Source organism: Clostridium estertheticum (assembly GCF_026650985.1).
Lineage (GTDB): Bacteria > Bacillota > Clostridia > Clostridiales > Clostridiaceae > Clostridium_AD > Clostridium_AD estertheticum_C.
Genome location: NZ_CP086239.1, coordinates 2266780 through 2292024, shown reverse-complemented (window position 1 = coordinate 2292024; position 25245 = coordinate 2266780). Strand labels below are relative to the sequence as shown.

Annotated in this window: 21 protein-coding genes and 2 pseudogenes; 20 read left to right on the top strand and 3 right to left on the bottom strand. The window is 30.8% G+C overall.

Going from position 1 to position 25245, the window contains the following annotated elements:
• The first annotated feature begins 175 nt into the window (after positions 1-175).
• The 7 genes from LL038_RS11065 (at position 176) to LL038_RS11035 (ending at position 7033) form a co-directional block, all read left to right on the top strand.
• On the top strand, positions 176-403 hold the full coding sequence (locus LL038_RS11065; protein ID WP_216125136.1) for a helix-turn-helix transcriptional regulator: 228 nt from the start codon (positions 176-178) through the stop codon (positions 401-403).
• Complete coding sequence (locus LL038_RS11060; protein ID WP_216125137.1) at positions 384-1088, top strand: DUF3169 family protein; 705 nt, start codon at positions 384-386, stop codon at positions 1086-1088. The genes LL038_RS11065 and LL038_RS11060 overlap by 20 nt, the downstream gene beginning before the upstream one ends.
• Positions 1089-1229: 141 nt before the next feature.
• Positions 1230-1676 carry a MarR family winged helix-turn-helix transcriptional regulator gene (locus LL038_RS11055; RefSeq protein WP_216125138.1) on the top strand — a complete coding sequence of 149 codons (447 nt, stop codon included), beginning with the start codon at positions 1230-1232 and terminating at the stop codon, positions 1674-1676.
• A 20-nt stretch (positions 1677-1696) separates the two neighbouring features.
• Positions 1697-2494 carry a nitroreductase family protein gene (locus tag LL038_RS11050; RefSeq protein WP_216125139.1) on the top strand — a complete coding sequence of 266 codons (798 nt, stop codon included), beginning with the start codon at positions 1697-1699 and terminating at the stop codon, positions 2492-2494.
• Positions 2495-2971: 477 nt separating this feature from the next.
• Positions 2972-3688, top strand: coding sequence for a DUF1361 domain-containing protein (locus LL038_RS11045; protein ID WP_216125140.1), 717 nt, complete (start codon positions 2972-2974; stop codon positions 3686-3688).
• Positions 3689-3777: 89 nt separating this feature from the next.
• Positions 3778-6168 (top strand): accessory Sec system translocase SecA2, encoded by a 2391-nt coding sequence (locus LL038_RS11040; RefSeq protein ID WP_216125141.1) that lies wholly within the window; start codon positions 3778-3780, stop codon positions 6166-6168.
• Positions 6169-6355: 187 nt separating this feature from the next.
• Positions 6356-7033, top strand: a complete 678-nt coding sequence (locus LL038_RS11035) for a DUF975 family protein (protein WP_216125142.1) — start codon at positions 6356-6358, stop codon at positions 7031-7033.
• 208 nt (positions 7034-7241) lie between these two features.
• On the opposite strand, the gene LL038_RS11030 is transcribed toward LL038_RS11035, so the two are convergent.
• Positions 7242-9251, bottom strand: a complete 2010-nt coding sequence (locus tag LL038_RS11030) for a methyl-accepting chemotaxis protein (protein ID WP_216125145.1) — start codon at positions 9249-9251, stop codon at positions 7242-7244.
• 158 nt (positions 9252-9409) lie between these two features.
• Positions 9410-10657 (bottom strand): HD domain-containing phosphohydrolase, encoded by a 1248-nt coding sequence (locus LL038_RS11025; protein ID WP_253200310.1) that lies wholly within the window; start codon positions 10655-10657, stop codon positions 9410-9412.
• Between the two features lie 389 nt (positions 10658-11046).
• On the opposite strand from LL038_RS11025, the gene LL038_RS11020 reads away from it, so the two are divergent.
• A complete protein-coding gene (locus tag LL038_RS11020) occupies positions 11047-11715 on the top strand; it encodes a FadR/GntR family transcriptional regulator (RefSeq protein WP_216125147.1) in 669 nt (222 codons plus the stop codon).
• Between the two features lie 265 nt (positions 11716-11980).
• Here the strand turns inward: LL038_RS11020 and LL038_RS11015 are convergent, their stop codons facing one another.
• The gene (locus tag LL038_RS11015; protein WP_216125149.1) at positions 11981-12919 is read right to left on the bottom strand and encodes a cobalamin-dependent protein; all 939 of its coding nucleotides are present in this window, start codon (positions 12917-12919) and stop codon (positions 11981-11983) included.
• A gap of 317 nt (positions 12920-13236) precedes the next feature.
• On the opposite strand from LL038_RS11015, the pseudogene LL038_RS11010 reads away from it, so the two are divergent.
• The 12 genes and pseudogenes from LL038_RS11010 to LL038_RS10955 all read left to right on the top strand — a co-directional run.
• Positions 13237-13653 (top strand): annotated as a pseudogene (locus LL038_RS11010) (diguanylate cyclase domain-containing protein); the annotation flags it as partial.
• A gap of 39 nt (positions 13654-13692) precedes the next feature.
• Entirely contained in the window at positions 13693-14493 is an 801-nt protein-coding gene (locus LL038_RS11005; protein WP_326493447.1) for an EAL domain-containing protein, read from the top strand.
• Positions 14462-15205, top strand: a pseudogene (locus tag LL038_RS11000) (methyl-accepting chemotaxis protein); the annotation flags it as partial. The gene LL038_RS11005 and the pseudogene LL038_RS11000, both read left to right, overlap by 32 nt.
• A 297-nt stretch (positions 15206-15502) precedes the next feature.
• On the top strand, positions 15503-17221 hold the full coding sequence (ilvD, locus tag LL038_RS10995; RefSeq protein WP_216125154.1) for a dihydroxy-acid dehydratase: 1719 nt from the start codon (positions 15503-15505) through the stop codon (positions 17219-17221).
• Positions 17222-17266: 45 nt separating this feature from the next.
• Positions 17267-18214 (top strand): sugar kinase, encoded by a 948-nt coding sequence (locus LL038_RS10990; RefSeq protein WP_216125156.1) that lies wholly within the window; start codon positions 17267-17269, stop codon positions 18212-18214.
• 51 nt (positions 18215-18265) lie between these two features.
• The gene (gene gntT / locus LL038_RS10985) at positions 18266-19585 is read left to right on the top strand and encodes a gluconate transporter (RefSeq protein ID WP_071612179.1); all 1320 of its coding nucleotides are present in this window, start codon (positions 18266-18268) and stop codon (positions 19583-19585) included.
• A gap of 232 nt (positions 19586-19817) precedes the next feature.
• Entirely contained in the window at positions 19818-20174 is a 357-nt protein-coding gene (locus tag LL038_RS10980) for a hypothetical protein (RefSeq protein ID WP_216125158.1), read from the top strand.
• Between the two features lie 140 nt (positions 20175-20314).
• Positions 20315-20773 carry an AraC family transcriptional regulator gene (locus LL038_RS10975; protein ID WP_216125160.1) on the top strand — a complete coding sequence of 153 codons (459 nt, stop codon included), beginning with the start codon at positions 20315-20317 and terminating at the stop codon, positions 20771-20773.
• 887 nt (positions 20774-21660) lie between these two features.
• Entirely contained in the window at positions 21661-22713 is a 1053-nt protein-coding gene (locus LL038_RS10970) for a LytTR family transcriptional regulator DNA-binding domain-containing protein (protein WP_216125161.1), read from the top strand.
• A 201-nt stretch (positions 22714-22914) separates the two neighbouring features.
• Positions 22915-23658, top strand: coding sequence for an ABC transporter permease (locus tag LL038_RS10965; RefSeq protein WP_216125162.1), 744 nt, complete (start codon positions 22915-22917; stop codon positions 23656-23658).
• The gene (locus LL038_RS10960) at positions 23655-24614 is read left to right on the top strand and encodes an alpha/beta fold hydrolase (RefSeq protein ID WP_216125163.1); all 960 of its coding nucleotides are present in this window, start codon (positions 23655-23657) and stop codon (positions 24612-24614) included. The genes LL038_RS10965 and LL038_RS10960 overlap by 4 nt, the downstream gene beginning before the upstream one ends.
• 142 nt (positions 24615-24756) lie before the next feature.
• Complete coding sequence (locus LL038_RS10955; RefSeq protein ID WP_216125164.1) at positions 24757-25164, top strand: GNAT family N-acetyltransferase; 408 nt, start codon at positions 24757-24759, stop codon at positions 25162-25164.
• Positions 25165-25245 lie beyond the last annotated feature (81 nt).

Genomic DNA, 25245 nt, shown 5'->3' with positions numbered 1-25245 from the left:
AATTAGAAAAACGGATGTGATATAATTCACATCCGTTTTTCTATTGGATTATAACTTAAAGCATAATGACAATTATACTTATAAATATGACAAATATTATTATAATAATGACAACTATAATTGACAAAACTTCGGAAATAGATTATAGTAATAATATGAGGAAGGAGGATTCGTTATGGAATTAAGAAACAGAGTAAAAGAGCTAAGGGCAAGATATAACCTTAGCCAAGGAGAGCTTGGAAAACTAGCAGATGCGTCAAGACAAACCATAAGTCTTATAGAAAGAGGAGATTATTCCCCATCTATATTGTTGGTTTTAAAAATAGCAAAAGTACTAAAAGTTAGTGTTGAAGATATATTTTATTTAGAGGGGGTAGATGAAAATGAAGATAAAAAGGTATAAAAAGTTTATAATAGTAATGTTAATATCCGGGCTTATAGGTGGAATATTAGGTGGATTTTCTGAAAAAATATCAAAATTAGAGTTATCTTTTGGTGGAGATATGAGTTATTTAATTTCCAAAGTTTTATTTGTAATAAGTATAATCATTATAATATATTTAATAATAAATATAATTTATATAAAATCAAACTATATGAAAGTGGACTTAGACAATGTACCTAAAGTCATTAGTAGAAAGGTATCTAATGTTATTCTACTTTCTACTGTACTATCAATAATAGGTTTAATAGGGTATGCAGTAGTTATAAATAAGAGTTTTGATAAGGGTTCATTCTATTTAATTATAGTTCCTACGATTATTCTAATTATAGCGGCGTTTGCACTAATGACCACTATGAAATATTCTAATTATTTAAATCCAAATAGAAAAATGTATTTATATGAAAATGAAGCAGAAAAGAAACACTTTGATAAGTTAGATGATGGAGAGAAATGGGTGATTTATAATTGTAGTTATACAACATTTAATAAAATGCAAAAGGTATATGCTGCTATTCTTGTACTAATTATGGTGTTATCAATGTTTATAAATGTACCAATTGTAGCATGTATAATGATTGGATCAGTATGGATAATCCAGAATTTAATATACTCGTTTGAAGCAAGAAAATATGAAAACATGTAGCTGAAAAAGGAAAGTTTTATACTAAAATAGGATGCCACTTGCCACTTGCCACTTGCCACGTGGCTGGCACCAATAAACTTGACATAAATTCAACTTCACTATATTATATGTATATACATATATAGTACTGGAGTTGAATTTATGTGTAGCCTAATTTCATATGATAACAAATATTCGAAAAATTGTACTTGTGGGAACTTAAGAAAAACCACCCGTACAATAACTCAATTTTATGACAAAATGCTTCAACCAACTGGACTTCGGAGTACTCAATGTTTATTACTTCTGGATATTTATTATAATCAAAATACTTCTGTTACAAATCTTAGTAATATTTTACTAATGGATCAAAGTACTGTAACAAGAAATGTTGAGTTACTTAGAAAGAGTGGTTATATTGACATTAAGAAAGAAGAGCGGGACTCTAGAAAAAAGTGCATAACTATAACTGATAAGGGATTAAAAACTCTTGATTTGTCTGTACCAATATTTGCGAGCGCACAAAGCACAATTGAAGATGGTATTGGTAAAGAAAGAATAAAAGAATTATTAAAAACATTAGAGGATATTGAAAAATTAGTGAAATGAATTTAGAGGGGATGAGGGAAATGGATCTTATAACTGTAAATGAAGAAAAATGTATTAAATGCGGACAATGTATTAAGGAATGCCCATCATTTGTTTTGAAAATGGGAGAAAAGGGCCCAGAAGAAGTAGCAAATACTAGTTGTATTGCTTGTGGACATTGTGTTGCTGTATGCCCAACTGAAGCTATAGATAATAAAAAAACACCACTTGCAGAGCAAATTGATGCAAAAGATTTTCCTAAATTAAATGCAGAGCAAGCTGAGCATTTTCTAAGGGCACGTCGTTCTATAAGAAGTTATAAGGACAAATCTGTATCAAGAGAAGAATTAACAAAATTAGTCGATATTGCAAGGCTCGCTCCTACTTCGAGCAATAGTCAAGGTATATCATTTGTTGTAGTTGAGGACAGAAAAGTAGTTGAAAAAGCTATTGAACTTACTATTCGAATGATTGAAAAATCTCCATTAAAAGATGGATTAAAAGGATTAATTAGGTTGTACAGGGAAGACGGAGTTGATGGAATTTTGCGTGGTGCTCCAAACTTAATTATGACTATCGCTGACAAAGGTTTTTCAAACGCTAGGGCTAATTCTATTTCTTCTTTGACGTATCTAGAATTATTTGCTCCTTCACTAGGAATTGGAACTTGTTGGGCAGGTTATTTTGAATACTGTGCAGGCATTAAGGGTTCACCAATGCTTAAATTATTTAATATTCCAGAAGGAAAAACGATAACAGCTGCTGTTATGGTTGGATATCCTAAGTATACATATAAGAAGTTAGTGGATAGAAATCCATTAGAGGTAACTTATATCTAATATTATAAAAATCGAGTAGACAGGTTAATATAACTGTCTACTCGATTTTTTTTATCCTTTAAATGTCGTTCATTTATCGAATATATCTTCAATATATTCGATAAATGAAAAAGTTTTATTGACTTCTTGATAATCACAGTATATAGCTTTAAAAAGTAATATATTTGTATTAGACGAGGAGGTATTAAAATTGGAGATTGAAATCGGAAAACAAATTTTAACACCAGAAGTTTTAAAAAATCAATTAGATATAATTAAAAGATCAATGTGCGATCGGTAGATTATGGTAACCTTATATGAATTTCTAAAGGGATCAGGTTTTTTTATAGTTTTACTTGATAATGAATGTTGCATTCTAAAAATAATAGGCGATGAAGATGTTAAAAAAATTTTAAATTTTTATATAGAATTTACAGTAAAAATAGTATAATTAAGTATATACTTAATTTTATATTAGGTAGGAAAGGTGATTTTGATATGAATTTAATTTTAAAAAAATACAGTGGTATATTATTTTTTATGCTTGTTTATGGGGTACTATGTTTTTTTATGGTAATTAATGATCATAGTTTTTTATATCTTATGTTGGTTTGGAATATCTTGCTTGCTACGTTGCCATTGTTTTTCATTGAGTTTTCACTCTTTCAAAATAAAAAAAATAAGCCTATAGGGGCAATTGTTTTTGGAATACTTTGGCTTGTATTTTTTCCTAATTCGATGTATATAATTACTGATCTTATCCATATATCCAGCGATAAGTTAGTCTGGTTTGAGGCATCTGCTCAGTATTCAATTAATAATGGAATCATGTATAGTAATGATATAATGCATTGGTTGAAACTATTCGTTATTGGAATAGGCGTTGTCTATGGACTGTTAATTGGAATGGAATCACTTAATATATTTTATCGTTTTTTAAACCAAAAAAGAGCAAAACTAATAAGTTGTTTTATAGTTGCAGGAGTATCGTTAATCAGTGGAGTTGGAGTTTATATTGGTAGGTTTCTGAGGTTTAACAGCTGGGATTTACTTAGGCCATTGTCGGTATTAAGAGGGCTATTCACTAATATCAATAAATTTGCTATTGAGTTTATGGTTGCTTTTGCTGGATTTATTTTAATTATGTTTCTATTTTATGTCTTGTTTCGTAAGGTTATTGCAGGGATTTCTGAAGCAGAACAAGATAAATTATGAAACTACAGGTAATATTTAACGAAATACTTTTTTGCCACTTGCCATGTGGGTGGCACTTTTTTTATTAAATAGTTAGTGAGGTGGTATAAATGCCAAGAACTTTTTTTAGAAAGATTTTAAATTTGGCTAATAAATCTGAATACAATAATTATAAAAAGATTGCAGATGAAATAAACAGTGTAAAATTTGATTCACTAAGTAATGAGAAACTTTTATATAAATCAAATGAACTTAGAAAAAAGGTTTCACAAGGAGTTTCTGTTGATGAAATAATTATAGAAGCATTCGCACTTGTAAAAGAAGCGATTAGAAAGGGCTTATATTTAGAGGCTTATGATGAGCAAATAATCGCTGGCATAGCAATGCATAAAGGAAAGCTCATTGAAATGCAAACAGGAGAAGGTAAAACACTAGCTGCGGTATTTCCTGCATATCTAAATGCACTTTCTGGCTTGGGTTGCCACATCCTAACTTTTAATGATTATCTTGCAGCTCGTGATGCAATGTGGATGGGACCAGTATATGAAAGCCTTGGGCTAACGGTAGGGTTTGTGCAAGATAGTATGAAAAATGTGGATAAACATAAGGCTTATTTATGTGATATTACATATATAACAGCAAAAGTAGCTGGATTTGATTATCTTAGGGATTCCATTTGTTATGAAAAAAGCGAATGTATTCAACGATGTTTTAATTTTGCCATTGTGGACGAAGCCGACTCTATAATAATTGATGAAGCTAGAATACCATTAGTAATTGCCACAGGAGGACGCAATAATGCAAATACTCTTTTGTCTACCATGAGCATTATAAAGAAACTTGAACCAAAAATACATTATGACAAGGATGAGTATGAAAGAAATGTATTTCTAACGGAAGTTGGACTAAATTTTGTAGAAAAGCAGCTTGGCTGTGATAATTTATACTTAGAGCAAAATCTTAAATTGTTAGATGAAGTACATAATACACTTTATGCAGAGACTATATTAAAAAAGGAAATAGATTATATTGTACGGGATAATAAAATCGAAATGGTAGATGAATTTACTGGTCGAGTGGCTGAAAATAGACATTGGCCAGATGAAATTCAAGAGGCACTTGAAGCTAAGGAAAATATTATGTTTGGATCAAAGGGTCGAATTATCAATCAGATAACTCTTCAAAGTTTTATTTTGCTTTATAAAAAGATTGCGGGAATGACAGCCACTGCTATGGATTCAGCAGATGAAATTAGTGAGTTTTACAACTTAGACGTATTTGTTATTCCTCCGCATGTACCTTGCAAACGAATAGATTATCCAGATGTAATATTTACTCATAAGGAAGCAAAATGCAGGGCTTTAATTAATGAGATTATAAGAGTACATGATACTGGGCAACCTATTTTAATTGGAAATCCAAGTGTATTAGAATCAGATTACTTGGCGTTAAAATTAAAAGAGAAGGGGGTTGTGTGTCAGGTATTAAATGCTAAAAATGATGAGTTGGAAGCAAGTATTATTAAACAGGCAGGTGTAATAGGGGCAGTTACTGTTTCTACTAATATGGCTGGACGTGGTGCTGATATAAAATTAGGGGGAACAAAGGGCGAAAGTAAGGACAAGGTCATTGCTTTAGGTGGATTGTACGTTATTGGAACAAATAGATATGAGAGCAAACGTATTGATAAACAACTTAGAGGTAGGGCAGGTCGCCAAGGAGATGTTGGCATGTGCAGATTTTTTATAAGTCTTGAGGATGATTTAATTAAAAAATATGGTATTGATAACATAATACCAACGTATATTAGGCCAAAGAATCAGGAGGGACCAATTGGTGATCCTAGAATAGCACGTAAAATAAACGTGGTACAAAAAATTATTCAAGGACAGAATTCTGATTTACGTAGAGCTTTATGGGAGTATTCCTCATTAATAGAAAAACACAGACTTCAGGTATATCAAAGACGTTTGGAAATAATTGAGCATATTGAACCTTTTAATATATTAGAAAAAGAAAACCCAAAGTTATATAAAAAATTAAATGTATTATTTGATAACAATTGTATAAATAAACTTCAAAAACAAGTAGCTTTATATAATATGGATGATGGCTTTGCAAATTACTTATCTGATGTAGCTATAATCCAAAATGGAATGAAGTTAAAAATTATAGGGGGTAAAAGTCCTCTAAGAGAATTTCAAAGGGAAACAAATCAATGTTTTGATGCTTTGCAACAAGGTATAAGGGAAAATATACTCATGGATTTTACTAGTATGGAATTATCAGAAAGGGGCCTTTTAAGTTTAAAGGACAGGATAAAGCCACCTACATGCACCTGGACTTATATTGTTAAAGACAATACTGTTATGGACTCACTTATTTTAATAATAACTGGTAGTATAGGTGGAGGAATTGGTTATAATGGAGGGTTTGTAAGAACTTCTATTGTACATTTAATGGGATTTATTGAAAAAGTAAGGGGTAAGGATAGATGGTGAAATTTTTTATATCTTCAACTTTTTCTAAATCTATACTCCATGTTCAGCAGCAATAACAACTTCCGTTTATGAGCTAAAAACGACATTTAACGCAAAATATATTGCATTACTGGTTTTCATAGGGTAGTGTATAAATAAAGTATTAAAAGGGAAAAACATTCAAATAAAAAATTGGAGGCACTCAAATATGGAAAATGATATGCCGGCAAAAATTAAACCAGATTACAAAGTGCAAGCAAGGAGACAGTTAAGTGGTAATTGGGGAATAGCCATTGGATTCACTCTAATATATGCTTTTATACCAATTATACTAGTCGCACTAATAAATTTAATATTTCATATTAACATACAATCAGTATCATATGTTGTTACTATACTAGTATCTCCATTAGTATTAAGTTCAGTTATATTTTATAGCAGACTTAGCAAAAAAAAGACAGTAAGTGTAGGAACTATATTTAGTGGATTTAAATATCTTATAGCATCGTCAGTAATATATTTAGTACTTAATGGACTTATGATAATTAATGGATTAGTTGCAATATATTTTCCGGGAGATAGAATCTTTATTTTAATGTTTATAGCAATAGTTACTTGTTTCATAACTTTATACTACAGGATGTCATATTATATTATAGCAGTGGAAGATAATATCAGTGTAACTAAAGCACTAGCTAAAAGTAAAAAAAACATGTATGGTCATAAAATGGAATTATTCCTTTTGGAGTTAAGCTATATAGGATGGGTGTTTGTGTCATTAGTAACTTTAGGAATAGCTTTATTGTGGATAGTACCTTATATGGAATTAACATTAGCTAACTTCTTTTTAAATAATTATCAGCCCGAGGCTGAACAGTTGTATTAACTTTAACTGTAGTATTTATACTAAGTGGATGTTCTGTAACTCCAACACATAAATGAATGGGGTTCTTGATTGTGTTATGTTCAAAAAAACAGTAAAAAATTAATAAGTCTAAATCCTTAAATAATATTTTTAAGTATTTAGACTTATTATGTTGAAAAATTTATTCTAATTATAACAATAATTTTATGTTAGATTCAATTACACAAGGTTATAACTTGAATTGTGAGATTGCTAATTCTAAGACATCAACGAGAGTTTTCATATTTTCAGCAGTATTACTAAATTCATTCATGGTTGCTGTTATTTCTTCTGTTGTTGCGGAAACTTCCTCTGTGCTTGCACACGACTCTTCACTTACCGCAGCAATACTTTGCATTTTATCAACTATGTCATCCTTTTGAATGTTAGTTTCTGCTATAGAAGAAGAAATTTCATCTGCTCCGACTTTAAGATTTCTTATAGACTCAGAAATCTTATTGAATATTGATTTAGTCTCTATTACTGCATTTGTCTGCTTCTCGACTACATCTTTAGAATCTTCCATTGTCAAAACTGCTTGTACTGATTTTTCTTTAACCTTTAAAATCAATTCTTGAATTTGTTTTGTGGCAAAAGCAGACTGCTCTGCTAGTTTCCTTATTTCATCTGCAACCACTGAGAAACCTTTGCCAGCCTCTCCAGCTCTAGCTGCTTCTATAGCAGCATTTAAAGCTAAAAGATTAGTTTGTGATGCAATACTATTTATAGTTTCAGTAATAGCTCCAATATTTTCACTTACTGTATTCATTTCCTCAATAACAACTGTAACCTTTTGTGCTGAGGCATTTGCTTCTTCGGTTTTCTCTATAAGCATATTCACAACATTTAAGCCATTTTCACTTAAATCGTTAGTATTTTTAGATACCGTATCTATATTAATAGCTAATGTTTTTATATTGTCAATACTATTACCTAGTTTTCGAACAGAGTCTGCACCATTCGCAATATCTTGAGCTTGATCTGAGCTGCCATTTGCAACTTGATCGACAGTTAAGGATACTTCCTCTACTGCCACTGCAGTTTCACTAGACATCTTATTTATTTCTTCAGATGCTGTTGCAATAGTCTCAGCCGTATCTTTAACCTTCTTAATAAGATTACCTATATTATTAATCATAATATTAAAATGGTTTCCTAGTTCACCAAATTCATCTTTAGATTTTATATCTACGTGCACTGATAAATCACCCTTAGAAGCCTTGCTAAATATATGCCCCAATTTATCAAGCTTTGCGGTTATGGACTTACTCAATATTATGGATACAAATATGGCTATTACACCTAATATTAAAATAATTAGAAGGGTAATATTTTTTAAAACATTTGTATCATTTAATAATTCAGTCTTAGGCATATACGCTATAATTTTCCAGCCTGTTAATTCATTAGTTGTATAAATGCAATAATTATTTACTCCTTTGTAAATAAAGTTTTCTACACCTTCTTTATTTACTTTAACATTATTCCAATAAGACAGTGTCTTTACTTCATTCCCTCCGAGTAAACTTTTATCAGGATTAGAAATCATTAAACCTTGTAGGCTTGACACAGAAGTATATCCGTTATTACCTATTTTAATTGAAGATAAGCTATCAGACATAGTGGTTAAATTAATATCCGTAGAAATTACACCTACTATTAGTCCATTATTCTCTACAGCTTTTGCAATTGAAAACGTCATTAGTCCACTATTGGTATCTATATAAGGTTCTGTAAAAATTACCTTTCCTTTATTTTCTACCGCCTTAGTATACCAAGGCCTAGTGGTTGGGTCAAACCCTTTAGGCAATCCTTGAATAGGATAAATAAGCGTATTTTTATTAGAACTTGCAAAATACACATTAGTTAAGTCTTTTCTACTGTCTTTAACAGATTGCAGTGCCCCCAAAGCATAAGGTTTAAATTCAGGGTGTTGTTGCAATGATTTTAAATCAATATTAGCGGCTAACATATCCACATACCCCTGTATTCCAACTAAATAGTTAGTAAGTCCTCTGTTAACTTCTCCCAATGTTTGCGCAGAAGTTAATTTAACTTTAGATTCTAAAATGGCATGAGATTTATTGTAAGTAATTATTCCTAGTATACTTATGGGAGCTAAGCATAGTATGACTAATACTACTAATAATCTAACCTTTAAACTTCTTAAGTTAATTCGTTTTCTTTTAGTATTTTTCATATGTATCCCCCTGTTTTGTTATTCGACATATTTTCCTTTTTAAAATTTATTTTACCACTAATAGTTTCCAACATTCAAGATTTATTTGTTTTAATTTTGAAAAATATCCAGTAGTACCAAAATAAACAACGGTCCATACATATGTATAATAAAATGATCTATATCTTACGCTTATTCTCATGAATTATTGATAAAAAACGTGTTTCATAAAAACTTAATGCTTTTGATTGTCTTATTTTTACTTGTGTATTTATAACTTCATAGTTGTCGAATAGTAATTCAACAATCCTTTTATCCAATAAATTTTCATTTGCTTGTTTTTTTATAACTGTATAAATTTCGTTTTTATCCATTCCTTTTCTATAAGGTCTATCTTCAGATATGGCTGTAAATATATCTGCAACAGCAATTATTCTAGAACCGGTACCAATTTCTTCACTAGTAAGATGAAATGGGTACCCACTCCCATCTAATTTTTCATGGTGATAAGCTGCCCACTCAGCTATTCGTTGCAAACCCCCAATTGAATTTAACGTCCTAAATGTGTGATAAGTATGACACCTTATAATTGCAAACTCATCAACTGTTAATTTGCCTGGCTTCTCAAGAATACTGTTTGGTATTATTAATTTACCCATATCATGAAAATTTCCTGCTATCCTCATTGATTTTACATCTAACTCTGCAAGGCCAAACAATTCAGATAATTTTACTGCACATTCTGATACACCAGATGTATGAGTAGCCATAAATCTAGATTTAAAATCTATTAGATCCCGATACAAATTGGATATTAATGAGATATCTTCTAGTTCTATTTGCATGTTTTTAAACTGCCCATTGATTAATAACAATGAATATAAGTTAGGAGAAGTTAAATCTAACCAAAATTCTTCTCTTTTAGATAAATCAAGAAAATAAGTTACTATATTTTTATGTATAACTGTATCTGATAGTTTTTTTATTGTTGTTACTATATCATTAACTTGGTGTAAAATATATTTATTCCTATTTATTAATCTCTCAACATAATCAGATAATAAAATGATTTGAGAAGAAAAAACTACTGGATTATCTATATCATCATCCCAATCGTTCCAATTTCTATGATGGTTTCTTACTATCTTCGAAATTTTTCTTAACCATGGTATTTGTTCTAACAATAATTCCCCTCTTATAGTATGAATATTTTCATCTATTTCCTTAAAATTATGAATAGCTATTTTCTCTTCCACAGATATTGCACCAATATCATGTAATAATGCAGCAGTAAAAATATTCTCTGTAATTTCGGATTCTAAATTGGCTGTTTTTGATAATTCAAGTGCAATAAATGCTGTTCTATGTTGATGTTGCGCAACCAAGGGATTTGCTAAATCGGCTACTTCTGATAAAGATAATAGCAAATTACCTAAGTTTACGGATAATTGACTCTTAATAAAATCATCTCCTTGATTTTGAAACTATTATAGTAGTGTTGTCTCATGTTATATATTTAGGACAATGATTGAGGTTATTCTAAAACATTATTTATCATAAATTCATTAGTAGTTCCAATTAATATTACAAGAAAAGTAGAATTAGGTCAAATAGTTGTATCTTTAAATACTGCAAGCGTTAGTGCTAATCTATTGGAAATAAACGCATCTATCAAAGAAGCAGATTTTATTATAAGAATTTGATTAGTGTTTATATAGATAACACATGATATAATACTATTAATGTAAAATAAAATAATAATGCATTTATTAGATATTGATAAATTCAAATTAATGATATATAGGAGAATTAAGAGATGAAGGATACAAGAACTAGTGATAAAGTTTTTAATGTAATACAAGAAAAAATTATTAGTGGAGAATATAAACCAGGAATGAAAATTATGTCAGAACTTAAACTTGCTGAGGAGTTGCAAGTAAGTAGAGTATCTGTTAGAGAAGCTATAGAAAAAATGTCTGCAGTTAATATCGTCAGCAAAAGGAGAGGTGGAGGTACTTTTGTTAATGATTTAAAGCCATCTGTTTATTTAAATAGTTTAATACCTATGATTACCCTAGGTCAAGATAATTATAATGACATATTAGAATTTAGATTAATCATAGAGTCAGAAGCATCAGGGCTTTGCGCCCAGAGATGTAGCGATGATTTAGCAAATGAAATAGAGGGATGTTATAACAATATGATAAGGTATCAAGATGATTTTGAAAAATTTACTGAAGAAGATTTAAATTTTCATATGAAAATTGTGGAAGGAAGCAATAGCCCCTTGATTATAAAAGTAAACGAAATATTAAAAAATCTTTTAAGGGCCCATCAAAAGTTATTGTACAATAATTTAGGACCTTCTGGAGGGCTTAGTGAACATAAACTCATATTAGAGGCTATAAAAAATAGAGATTCAGAACTTGCAAAATTATTTGCAAAAAGACATATAGAACGAACAATAAGAGACATAAAAAAATAGATATTAATAAAAATCATTGTTAATATAATATTTGCCCTATAGAATAGACTATTAAAAATTGTCTATTCTATAGGGCATTTTTATGTTTAATAGACAGATGGGGCTTGGGCGGGTTTGTTCTACGTCAATGTTGCGCAACCAAGGGATTTGCTAATCCACTACTTCTGATAAAGATAAAAGCAAATTACCTAAGTTTACGGATAATTGACCCTTCATAAAAGTATCTCCTTGAGTTTGAAACTAAATATATAACATCGATTTAAGGTTATTCTAAAACATTATTTATCATAAATTCATTAGCAATTTTAACAGCCTCATCCGCATTAGAAGAATATCCATCGGCTCCAACAGACTTCCACAAGTTTTTATCCCTATTGAATAGTCGCCCACCTACTATTATTTTAACATCGCTAAAATCTTTTAAATTCCTTATAGCTGTGATTAAACATTGCACTGACTCAAGATAATTAGGCATTGTACAGGATATTGCTACTATATTAGCTTTACGGTCTTTTATTGCCTTTATCACACTCTGCGATGGAACGTCACAGCCAAGAAAATAGGTATTCCACCCATCAATCTCAAAAAAATCTGTAACCATACGTATGCCAATATTATGTGAATCACCAGATGCACTTAAAGATATAAGGGAATGCCCATTTTTCTCAGAGGTATGAAAATAAGGGAAAAGCTGTGACATTATAAGTTGTGTAGAGTACGAAAAATAATGTTCTTGATAAATATCTATAATATTCATATCCCATTGCTGTCCAATTTCTATAAGAGATCTTTCAAATACGTCGTTATATATTCTTTTTATATCAATCATATCACTAGTAACTGCATTTAAAATCATCTCACTTGCTTTTTGCGATTTACCATTAATTAAAGCCTTAAAATATGAATTTTTTAATAGAAGCATTTTAGGTTCTATGAAACACTTGGATAATTGTATTGAATCTCTCAGTATAAAATCTTCATTGTAGTTCTTTATTTCGGATCTTCCAAGTAAGTAATCGAGAGAAACATTAAAAAAGTCTGCTATTTTTTGCAGTGTTTCCTCATCAGGAAAGCGCTTACCCTGTTCATAATTCGCTATAGTTGTTTGAGCTAAACCAAGCATTTCAGCTAAATATCTTTGAAGCAAATTACTTTCTATACGAAGTTTTTTTAGTCTATTATAAAAGTGTTTAACGTTACTCACCTACCATTCACTTATATATTAACATAAAATACTGTAAAATTGAATTATTAAAATAATTTGTAACTTTAGGATAATTATGTTTACAAAACCACAAAATGAGTAGTATAATACTAATACAACACTATTTGAAATAAAATTCATTACAATATTATGAAGAATTCTATTATTATAGTAATTTTGTTGATTTTATTGAAGTTTAAATAAATTTAAATCTAGAATAAGGCGATAAATGTAAAAAGGAGTAATGTATGTATAAAAGGAATAGTATGGTAAGAGATAATGATCTCTACAATAGGGCTTAATTTGATTTTACAACGGGATTGAGAAATAAAAACTACATAGATTATATGCTACCTGAGGTAATGAGGCATAAGGGTAACTGTAATTATCAAGCTATTAATATAGATGTAGAAAACTTTAATATTCTTAATGAGAATTTGGGATATGATTTATGTAATAAATTGCTTAAAGAAGTGGCTAAGATATTATCAAATATTTTTAACAAAAAATCTATAGTTGTATATTGTGGTTTTAATAGATTTCTAATAATTTCTTTTAAAGAAAAACACGTTAATGACTATGCTCGAAAAATACTAAATGATTTAAAAAATAAATTTATAATAGGAAGTAGGACCATAAATTTAACAATTAGTATGGGGATTTATGTAAATACAAAATGTGAAAATATATTTACTGCAATTCAAAATGCTTACATAGCCTTAAATTATGCAAAGAAACAAGAGGGAGATTGTTTTAGTATATTCAACACTTCAATGGAATCTCAGATATTTAAAAAAGAAAAAATGCAAAAGAATCTTAAAGAGGCAATCAGAAATGATTTGTTAGACGTGTACTATCAGCCTAAAATTAATTTGGATAGTGAAACACTCATGGGTGTTGAGGCACTGCTTCGGTGGAATGATGATGAACTAGGAACTATTTTACCTATTGAATTTATAAATCTTGCTGAGGAAACAGGCATTATTATAGACCTGGGGAGATATGTACTTAGAAAAGTATGCAAACAAATAAAAACTTGGGAAGAAAGTGGAGTTGAGTATAGAAATGTAGCTGTGAATTTGTCAGCAAAACAATTTAAGGATGTGCATTTACCAGAATATATAGGACAAATCTTAAATGAGTATGGGGTATCACCAGATGTCTTAGAATTGGAAATAACAGAAAGTGCTGTTATTGAGAATACTGATCTTTCAAATAATATGATCAGTAAAATTATAAAAAAAGGTATTAAAATAGCTATAGATGATTTTGGAACTGGTTATTCCTCGTATATTCAGCTAAGTAACCTAAGTCTAAATACGCTTAAAATTAATAAAAGCTTTATTGATTTTATAAATTGTGATAATAAAAAGAATCTTATAATTAAAAACATTATAGAATTTGCCCATATTTTAGACATGAAAGTTGTGGCAGAAGGGGTTGAGCAAGAACAACAGATGATAACATTAAAAGAATATGGTTGCGATATAATTCAAGGATTTTATTATAGCAAACCACTTTCTGCTAAGAATTTTGAAGAATATATTATCCTCAAAGGCTATGGAGGGAAGTAACAATTCATATCAATTTAAAAAAAGAGCTACTAAAGTTGAGGATAATAGTCAAAAGGCAATAAATGAAACTCAAAAACTATATGCAGAAAAACAAAAAAATATGGAGAAAGCAATTGAAGGTGGAAAAGTAGTAGATAGCATAAAAGTTATGGCAGATACTATCGGAAATATAGCTTCGCAAACCAATCTTCTTGCATTAAATGCTGCAATAGAAGCAGCAAGAGCAGGGGAACAAGGTAAAGGATTTGCAGTGGTAGCAGATGAGGTAAGAAAACTTGCAGAGCAGTCAGCACAAGCAGTAATAAATATTCAAGATACTATTGTTAAGGTTCAAGGAGCATTCAAAAGTAGTATTGATACAGGTTGTGATTTATTAGAATTTATAAACACACATGTTAAAGAACAATTTAGTGCATATGCAGAAACAGGAAAGCAGTATTATAATGATTCAGATTTTGTAAGTAAAATGTCTGAGGAAATAGCAGCTATGTCTGAAGAAATTACAGCAACGGTTGGGCAAGTAAGTCAAGCAGTTCAAAATATGGCTGAGTCTTCACAAAGTTCAAGTGAAGAAGTAAGTAGAATAAAAGAGGGTATGAATGAAACGGCGCAGGCTATAGGGCAAGTGGCATTAACAGCACAAGGGCAAGCAGAACTTGCTCAAAAATTAAATGAAATAGTTCAACAATTTAAGATTTACATAAAAAAATAGATATTAATAAAAAATGTTAATATAATATTTGCCCTATAGAATAGACGATTAAAAATTGTCTATTCTATAGGGCATTTTTATTTTTAAAAAACAGACAAACACATAAATATAATTATTTAATATAAAAAAAGTCTTGACATAAAACCGTTTACTGATTAATATATAAATATAAGTTGTAGGACAACTATGAACGTATAAATCAAAAATGGGTTAAATAATTTTTTTATATAGCAGTTAAAGGGTTACAGTTGAAAATTTATGTCATACAACTACAAAATAAAATATGAGGTGATTAAAATGTTAAAGAGTCAACAATTAAGAGAAATAGCACCAGAAATAGATTCGTTAAGATTAGGTTCAGGTTGGTCCGTGGATGAACTTTCAAAACCACAAATTATTGTAGAAAGTAGTTACGGTCATAGTCATCCTGGAAGTGCACATTTAGATATATTAGTTGAGGAAGCTTGTAGTGGAGTTTATAACAAAGGTGGAAGACCTGCTAAATATTTTGTAACAGATATATGTGACGGAGAATCGCAAGGTCACGATGGAATAAATTATTCCCTTCCCTCTAGAGAAATTATGGCAGACATGATAGAGATACATGTACAAGCAACACCTTTTGATGCAGGAATATTTATTACAAGTTGTGACAAATCTGTACCAGCACATCTTATGGCTATTGCAAGACTTGATATGCCGGCAATTTTGGTGCCAGGTGGAATTATGAATGCTGGTCCTAATATGCTTACTTTAGAACAAATAGGAACATATAGTGCTCAATATGAAAGAGGAGAAATAACAAAAGAAAAATTTACATATTACAAACATAATGCGTGTCCAAGTTGTGGGGCTTGTTCATTTATGGGTACTGCATCAACAATGCAAATAATGGCAGAGGCACTAGGCGTTGCATTGCCTGGAAGTGCATTAGTCCCAGCAACATTAGAACAACTAAAAACTAATGCAAAGATTGCAGGAGAACATGTTCTTAAATTAATAGAAATGAATATCAAACCATCTGAAATAATGACTAAAAAAGCTTTTGAAAATGCTATTATGGTGCATGCGGCAATAGCAGGTTCAAGTAATGCATTAATTCATATTCCAGCTATCGCACATGAACTTGGAATTGACATTGATCCTGAATTATTTGATGAAATTCATAAAAAAATTCCATTTATATTAAACATAAGACCGAGTGGATTTTATCCTGGATCATATTTTTGGTATGCAGGTGGCGTTCCAGCAATAATGGAAGAAATAAAGGAATTCCTACATTTAGATGTGATTACTGTAACTGGAAAAACTTTAGGTGAGAATTTAGAGGACCTAAAAAGCAATGGTTATTATGAGAATTGTAATAAATACTTAGAAGCAATAGGTGTAAGCAAAGAAGATATTATAAAAACTAAAGAAAATCCAATTCAAGCTCAGGGAGCAATTGCAATACTCAAAGGAAATCTAGCACCAGGTGGCGCAGTAGTAAAACATTCAGCTATATCTAAAAAGCTAATGAAGGTTACTTTAAAAGCTAGAGTATTTAATTGTGAGGAAGATGCTATAAAAGCGGTATTAACAAAAGATATTAAGCCTGGAGATGCAGTGTTTATAAGATATGAAGGGCCAAGAGGATCTGGAATGCCAGAAATGTTTTATACAACAGAAGCTATCGCATCTGACCCGCAGTTAGTTGAATCTATAGCTTTAATTACTGATGGTAGATTTTCAGGAGCAACTAGAGGACCAGCTATTGGTCATGTTTCACCCGAGGCAAGTGAAGGCGGACCTATCGCACTAGTCGAGGAAAATGATCTTATAAAAATTGATATAGTTGCCCGCGAACTTAGCATTATAGGAGTAAAAGGACAAGAAAAAACTGAAAGCGAAATTCAAGAAATCTTAGAAATAAGGAAAAAGAGTTGGGTAAGGCCAGCAAGAAAATATACAAAAGGAATACTCGGTATATACACTAAATGTGCAGTAGCTGCAATGAAGGGTGGATATATGGAATAGATTTATGTTCATACCGTATGTCATGAAGATATAGGAGGCTGTATTATGGATGTAGTTACTTTTGGAGAATCTATGGTTTTATTTGGCCCGGATTCTTCAGGCCCATTAAGATACGTTCAAAACTTTAATAAATCAATTGCAGGCGCAGAATCAAATGTTTCAATCGCGCTTGCAAAATTAGGACATAAAGTTGGTTGGTTCTCGAAACTTGGAGATGACGAATTTGGAAGGTATATACAGTCCACAATTCGAGGTGAAGGTGTTGATGTATCCAGAGTGATTTTTGAATCTGGAAAAAATACAGGCATATTATTTAAAGAAAGGTTTATGCATTCTAATCCAAATGTTTATTACTATAGGAAAGGTTCAGCAGCTAGTGATTTGAAAGCAGAAGAATTAGATGAGTCGTATATTAAAGATGCAAAGATACTTCACATTACTGGAATTACACCTGCACTTTCTGAAAGCTGCAGAAAAACATTATTCAAAGCAATAGAAGTCGCAAAAGCAAATAAGGTACTAGTTTCTTTTGATCCTAATATTAGACTTAAATTATGGACAAAAGAAGAGGCAATACCAGTTCTGCTAGAAATTGCTAAACAATCAGATATAATTTTTCCAGGTATAGATGAGGGGGAAATGCTCCTTGGATTTACAAAGCCTACTGATATTGCAGATAGTTTTATAAAGATGGGGTGTAGCGTTGTAGCGGTTAAACTTGGAGAAGAAGGGTGTTACATAGCAGATAAAGACAGAGGTTTATATGTAAATGCATATAAACTTGAAAACCCTCAAGATACAGTAGGCGCAGGAGATGGGTTTGCTGCAGGGTTCCTTTCTGGAATGTTAAAGAAATTAGATCTCAAAGAATGTGGAGAATATGCAAATGGAGTTGGCGCTATGGCAGTCCTTGTAAAGGGTGATATGGAAGGTTATCCAAATTACGAACAACTAATGGCGTTTATTGGAAAAAAGAAAACGATTGCGAGATAGTGATAAGTTTATAAGGTTGGTTTACTACAAAAATAAGAGGGGGATTTTATTATGCCGTTATTAATTGTTGTTTTCGGAGTTGCGTTATTACTAGTTCTTATGATAGCTTTTAAATTAAATGGTTTCTTGTCATTAATTATTGTAGCATTATCAGTAGGTATCATGGAAGGTATGCCACTTCCAAGTGTTGTACTTTCAATAACGAAGGGCGTTGGTGGTACACTCGGATCTCTAGCACTAGTACTTGGTTTTGGTGCTATGCTTGGTAAGCTTATGGCAGATAGTGGTGGAGCTCAAAGAATAGCTCTTACACTAATTGATAAGTTTGGGAAAAAACATATACAATTAGCAGTTATATTAACTGGGTTTATTGTTGGTATTGCTTTATTTTATGAAATAGGGTTTGTACTTTTACTCCCACTTGTGTTTTCAATAGCAGCAGCTGCTGATATTCCACTTTTATACATAGGAGTTCCGATGGCCGCAGCATTATCTGCGACTCATGGATTTTTACCACCACATCCGGGCCCTACAGCTATAGCTGCTATTTATAAAGCAGATTTAGGTAAGACTTTAATTTATGGTATTGTTTGTGCCGTGCCAGCAGTAATTTTTGCGGGTCCTGTACTTACAAAATTCTTAAAACATATGGAACATGATATACCAAAAGGTTTATATAATCCTAAGACATTTACGGATAAAGAAATGCCTAGTTTTGGCATAAGTGTGTTTACAGCTTTAGTGCCAGTAATACTTATGGCAGCAAGAGCTATTGCTACTATTAATTTACCAAAAACTTCACCTATTTTAAATTACACTAACTTTTTAGGGGATCCCGTAATAGCACTTCTTATAGCAGTACTCTTAGCTATATTCACTTTTGGATTAAATAACGGTAAAAAGATGCCAGAAGTTATGAAAACTGTAACTGAATCAATAGCTGCAATATCTATGATTTTATTAATAATAGGTGGAGGTGGAGCATTTAAGCAAGTCTTAGTAGATAGTGGAGTTGCAGATTATGTTGCTCAAATCATGAAAGGATCAACCATTTCACCGTTAGTACTTGCATGGTCAATAGCAGCAATACTTAGAATAGCACTAGGATCTGCAACTGTAGCTGGACTTACAGCAGCAGGTATTGTTGGACCATTAGTTGTAGCAACAGGTGCTAGTCCTGAACTTATGGTACTCGCGACTGGAGCCGGAAGTTTAATATTCTCACATGTTAATGATCCCGGATTTTGGATGTTTAAAGAATATTTCAATTTATCAATACCAGAAACGTTGAAATCCTGGTCAGTACTTGAAACCATAATATCTGTGGTCGGTTTAGTTATGGTTTTATTATTAAGTATGGTAGTGCATTAGAATTTAATTAAGTAAATAATAGTCATCAATTTTATCTAAAGTTAACTACAAAAGAACATGTGAAAAAGCTATGAATTTCCTCATAGCTTTTTCACATGTTTTTTGATAAGTAGTTTTTTATATCTTCAACCTTTTTAAGTCGAATATATTTGATAATATTGTTTTTTATGGTAAACTTTATGTAGGGTAAAAATATCTGCGAAATTTAACGTAATATTATGGAGGGCAAAATATGAAGGCATTAAAATCAAAAGGCCTTATTTTAAGTTTATCATTAATTTTGGTATTATTAACTGGTTGTGGATCACAGGAGGTTACTAAGAAACCTGGATCACAGGAGACTACTAAGAAACCTGTAATTTATTTGTATCCTAAATCGCAGCAAACGGTTAGCGTAAAACTTGCGTATAAAGGTAAGATTACCTGCACCTATCCAGAATATAATGATGGATGGAAAGTAAAAGCTCATCCGGATGGCACATTAACTAATATTTCGGATAACAGAGAATATTCATATTTATATTGGGAAGGAGTTTCTAATAATAAGTGGGACATGTCTAATGGGTTTGTGATAAAGGGGAATGACTAAAACCATTTATAAGAAAAGGATTTACTGTTGTTGAATGGGGTGGAACTGAGATAAAGTAATATTTACAGATATACTTTTTTGCACTTGCCACTTGCCATGTGGGTGGCACCATTTTATCGTTTTAAAGGAGGAGTAAGAGTATGGCATATAAATTAAATGAAATAACAATAAGAACGAATAATTCCAAAGAAGGAATGAATAATATTGGTGATATTTGGAATGATATTACAAGTGGAAAACTACCTATTATTTTTGATAGTGAACATGTATTTCAACAGGGTATTTCTCCAATTTCAAAATACAGTAATTATTCCAGTGATGAAAATGGAGATTATGATCTAACAATAATGGCTGTAACAACAGACTTCTTTCAAAAGATGGATACAGAAGTAAGTAAAGGCTTTTATAAAAAATACGATGAAAAAGATGGAAATGGAGAAATAAGTGTTTGTACGAGAAAGGCATGGGAAAAGGTATGGTCTGAGCAAAAATCGGGCGATATACATAGAACCTTTACAGCAGATTTTGAGAGCACTGTTCCAAGTGAATATACGAAAGATGGCAAAGTGCATTGCTATTTATATGTTGCAATTCAGTAGTTATTTTAAACAGTAACTCAGTAAATGATCGCTTTATTATGGCAAGAATTTAATTAGAATTTAATTAGAATTTAATTAAGTAAATGAGATCAATATTTAAAAATTTACTGAAATCACTGACTTGTAGGTAGTTAAATTTAAGTTAAAAAGGATTCTAAATCTAATTAAATTTAACAATAAAATAAAATTTCTTGAATATACGCTTTTGAAGCAATTGATCATTCCCCAGTAAATAATGGTCATTAATTTTATATAAAGTTGATTACAAAAGAACAAGTGAAAAAGTTATGAATTTCCTCATAGCTTTTTCACTTGTTTTTCTATAAGTATTTTTTTATATCTTCAACTTTTTCTAAATCGAATATATCTGTTGCTATTATAAAAGGTTAGTCCATGCCATCTACATTACAGTCTATATAGTTTTTAAGATTTTGAAACAACTGCTCATCTTTAAAGTCAGAGATCGCAACTTTTTGAGATAGATCTTTCTTGATCAGGGAAGGTGGATGTTTTTCTATATGGCTAGATTCAACTTTATCATAGTTATTAATGTTAAACACCTCCTTTGTTTTTAGAATTAATTGTAAACTAAACTCTTCTATTTTCGAGTATTAATAATCATAATATGCTAAAGTAAAATTAAAGTGATTTTTTTAAATAAAGAGGAATTCGTAATTTAGTTGTACAATTAATGGAGGATAATTGATATTATATTATTATATGGTTATTATGATAGAAAAAATATTGTCAAGCTAAGAGCGGAATCGTAAGCAATAGAAAAGGTGATTTCTATATGTTATGAAAAAGAATTATCTAAGTAAAATAGAGAAATAATTAGCCCGAAACTATGCTATAATTATTAACAAAAAGGTTGAAGGATGATTTATATGTTTAAAATTAAAGGCTTGTATAAAGAGAAAAAGAATAATATTTTGAAAGGCATAGATATTAATATAGATAAAGGAAACTCTGTAAGTATAGAATGTAGCAATGAGATAAGTGATTTGCTGGTAAATTTGATATTGGGAAAAGAAATACCAGGAAAAGGTGAGATTTTTATAGAGGGTATTAAAAATTTGGAGTATATTAAAAAAAACATGGCTAGCATAGGAGTTGTGCTCAGAGAAGATGCTCTTTATGAAAATATGACGATAGAGAGTTATATGAAGTTTTTTGCTGATATTTTTGGAAACAAGGTTGATTATAAAGAAATATTGATGGGGCTGGCACTTTTGGACATTGCCAATACTAAAATTAATAAGTTAAGTTATTCACAAAAAAGACGTGTAAGCTTTGCTAGAGAAAGATTAAAGCAACCTAAATTGTTAATATTTCAGGAGCCAATTCTTAATATGGAGCTGGATGGAGCCATATCAATAATTGAAAACATAGATGATTTATGTTCTAGTGGAACAGCTGTGTTGATCACCTCCGTGCTTTTTAAAGATACGATAATGATCAGCGAAAAAGCGTATCGGTTAGATGCAGCTGGATTGGTATCATTAAGTAATAATAGAGAAGAGTATGACTGCCAGAAAGAGGAAATGCATAAGGGGGTGGATGGCATCCCTATAGAAAAATTGGTCAGTACAAACGAAATATATAAAATTGAGAAGATACCGGTTAAAATAGAGGATAAAATTCTGCTGTTTGATCCGATAGAGATTGATTATATTGAGAGTGACAAGGGAATTAGCAATATATATATTAGTGGAGAAAAGTTTCCTTGTACTATTTCTCTTACTGATTTGGAAGAAAGATTAAAATACTTTGGATTTTTCAGATGTCATAGATCGTATATAGTAAATTTACAAAGAGTACGAGAAATAATTACTTGGACAAGGAATAGTTACAGTCTAGGTCTGGACGATAAAATAAAGAGTTCCGTACCTTTGTCAAAAGGTAGATTAGATGAGTTGAAAACAATACTAAAGTTGTAATTATCAAGATTTAACTCAATTCATTCAAGGTATTATATGCTCCATTGGACTCTAAAATAGAGGCACTAAGGCAATCTAATACTCTGTTCATAGCTTTTTTGATGTATCGAGATCCAATCTGTGACATAATTAATTTATAAAAGAGCAGAAAGGAGCCAACACTAGAAAACATAATTTAAATCTAACAGGGAGAGCATTATAATGGAATTTACAAGAAGAATTAATGCATTGTTAAAAAAAGAAATAAAGAGTTTATCAAAAGATTGGAATATTTTATTAATGTGCTTATTGCCAGTTCTATTTAGTTTTATATATACTAATGTATTTCGTGCCGGAGGAACAAGTGATGGCATTGGTAAATACGAAATACTATATATTTGCTTAGGTATGAATATTGTACTTATAGCTGGATTTATGATAGCTATGTTGATTGCAGAAGAAAAAGAAAAAAACACACTTAGAACTCTTATGCTTTCAGGAGTGTCACCTTTAGAATTTTTAATAGGAAAAGTTGTTATAACGTTCGTGGTATCAGAAATTCTAAATATACTTATATTTTATATAGCTCGAATGGATTCTGTGTACTTAGGTAAATTTATATTGTTAACGTCTTTAGTTGCAATTAGCATGATAGAAATTGGAGCGGTAGTAGGCATTATTGTTCCTAACCAAATGTCAGCAGGAACAGTAGGAATGCCTATACTTATGTTTTTTTTAATGGTGCCAATATTTTCAAGCTTCAGTAAAAAGATAGAACTAATAGCAAGTTTTTTGCCTAATTATAATATGAACCTAATGTTTAAAATGCTGTTTAGTGGGGGAGAGATTGGAGTGGGAGAAGCCAAGAATATAGCAGTAATCTTAATCTGGATAATAATTGCTGGAGTTACATTTGTATGTACATATAATAAAGTTGGATTAGATAAATGGAGGAACATTAGATGAAAAAGGCACTAAAAATAACAAGAAAAGTATTACTATGGATTATTGGGATTATAGTTGGATTAGTAATTATATCAGCAGTAACGCATAATGTCTTGAAATCAATTGAAAAGAACAAGTATAAAAGTGGCCAAACAATAAATGTGGATGGTAAAAATATGCAAGCTTATGTGACTGGATCAGGAAAAAAAACAATCGTGTTACTAAGCGGTTTAGGAACTGCATCACCAATTACAGATTTTATGCCTTTGGCAGAAAGATTAAGCTCAGATTATAAAGTCGTAATCCTTGAATGCTTTGGATACGGTTTTAGTGACACTACAAAAGAGGAACGTTCTAATGCAAACATTGTAAAGGAAATAAGGACAGTACTTAAAGAATTAAAAATTAATGGACCATACATATTAATGCCACACTCGATATCGGGCATATATTCGATGTACTATGCAGTAAATTATCCGAAGGAAGTGGAGGCAATTATTGGGATTGACGAGTCTAAACCTAATCAAACAAAAAGTAATAAAGATGCTAACATGTCACCATATTTGACATTGCTTAATACGTTTGGAATTGTAAGGGATATTACATACCTTTTGCCAAGTGTTGATGATGGCATGAACAAAAACAATTATTATTCTACGAAGCAAATTAAAATGAAAAAAATGGCAACAACCTGGAATAGTGGAAATGTCTCTGTGATAAATGAATTTAATATGGTAAATACAAATACAAAAGAACTATATGATGTGAAATATCCAAATAAATTACCTGTTTTATCCTTTTTATCAAAAGAGTCCGTAGACAGTAATAAAGAGTGGTTGCCACTTCATGAAGACGTAATTTCAAACTCGGATATTCAAAAGATTCAAGTTCTTAGTGGGAAGCATTATTTATATTGGACAAACGCAGATAAAATTGCCAAAATGTCAAAAGAGTTTATTTCTACATACGTAAAATAACGTATTCACCAAATACACTAATATTAGAGCAGGATATGATATTAACATGGAATATAATGGTATAATTAACTCGAAAATTGTTGTGTGATTGTATTTTATCGTGCAATAAAATTTATTTATATAATTGGAGGTTTCAATAGACATGGATATAACATATATCGCTCCATCAGCGATAGAATATATTTCTTTGAGATTAAAAACTGGAATGGGAACGAAAGATTTATCAAAAACAGAGATTGCATTGAAACATTCATTGTTTATTGTTTCTTTATGGGATGATGATAAGTTAATTGGTTTTGGAAGAATTGTTGGTGATCAAGGGATAACCTATGTTGTTTCTGATATTATGGTAGATCCTAATTATCAATGTAAAGGTCTAGGGAAAGTGATTATGAGAGAAATAGATTCCTATTTAAACAAAAACACAGATGAAAATGCATATGTATGTTTGATTGCCAATAAACCAGCAGATAAGCTATACTGTCAATTTGATTTTGAGTATGTAGATCCGAAGTCCTGTGGAATGAAAAGAAAGCAGATTAAAAAGTAAGAGTAGCATCAACTATTTATCAAAAAAACAAAGTGAAAGTAACACAATACTAATTGAGTTACTTTCACTTTGTTGTTATAC

Bases quoted from the DNA above. Each gene is read 5' to 3' on its own strand.
- LL038_RS10975 (WP_216125160.1), top strand. From the start codon at position 20,315: ATGGCATATAAATTAAATGAAATAACAATAAGAACGAATAATTCCAAA.
- LL038_RS11055 (WP_216125138.1), top strand. From the start codon at position 1,230: ATGTGTAGCCTAATTTCATATGATAACAAATATTCGAAAAATTGTACT.
- LL038_RS10960 (WP_216125163.1), top strand. From the start codon at position 23,655: ATGAAAAAGGCACTAAAAATAACAAGAAAAGTATTACTATGGATTATT.
- LL038_RS11040 (WP_216125141.1), top strand. From the start codon at position 3,778: ATGCCAAGAACTTTTTTTAGAAAGATTTTAAATTTGGCTAATAAATCT.
- LL038_RS10955 (WP_216125164.1), top strand. From the start codon at position 24,757: ATGGATATAACATATATCGCTCCATCAGCGATAGAATATATTTCTTTG.
- LL038_RS11065 (WP_216125136.1), top strand. From the start codon at position 176: ATGGAATTAAGAAACAGAGTAAAAGAGCTAAGGGCAAGATATAACCTT.
- LL038_RS10970 (WP_216125161.1), top strand. From the start codon at position 21,661: ATGTTTAAAATTAAAGGCTTGTATAAAGAGAAAAAGAATAATATTTTG.
- LL038_RS11060 (WP_216125137.1), top strand. From the start codon at position 384: ATGAAGATAAAAAGGTATAAAAAGTTTATAATAGTAATGTTAATATCC.
- LL038_RS11035 (WP_216125142.1), top strand. From the start codon at position 6,356: ATGGAAAATGATATGCCGGCAAAAATTAAACCAGATTACAAAGTGCAA.
- LL038_RS10990 (WP_216125156.1), top strand. From the start codon at position 17,267: ATGGATGTAGTTACTTTTGGAGAATCTATGGTTTTATTTGGCCCGGAT.
- LL038_RS11045 (WP_216125140.1), top strand. From the start codon at position 2,972: ATGAATTTAATTTTAAAAAAATACAGTGGTATATTATTTTTTATGCTT.
- LL038_RS10965 (WP_216125162.1), top strand. From the start codon at position 22,915: ATGGAATTTACAAGAAGAATTAATGCATTGTTAAAAAAAGAAATAAAG.
- LL038_RS11030 (WP_216125145.1), bottom strand. From the start codon at position 9,251: ATGAAAAATACTAAAAGAAAACGAATTAACTTAAGAAGTTTAAAGGTT.
- LL038_RS11050 (WP_216125139.1), top strand. From the start codon at position 1,697: ATGGATCTTATAACTGTAAATGAAGAAAAATGTATTAAATGCGGACAA.
- ilvD (WP_216125154.1), top strand. From the start codon at position 15,503: ATGTTAAAGAGTCAACAATTAAGAGAAATAGCACCAGAAATAGATTCG.
- LL038_RS11020 (WP_216125147.1), top strand. From the start codon at position 11,047: ATGAAGGATACAAGAACTAGTGATAAAGTTTTTAATGTAATACAAGAA.
- LL038_RS11005 (WP_326493447.1), top strand. From the start codon at position 13,693: ATGGAATCTCAGATATTTAAAAAAGAAAAAATGCAAAAGAATCTTAAA.
- LL038_RS10980 (WP_216125158.1), top strand. From the start codon at position 19,818: ATGAAGGCATTAAAATCAAAAGGCCTTATTTTAAGTTTATCATTAATT.
- gntT (WP_071612179.1), top strand. From the start codon at position 18,266: ATGCCGTTATTAATTGTTGTTTTCGGAGTTGCGTTATTACTAGTTCTT.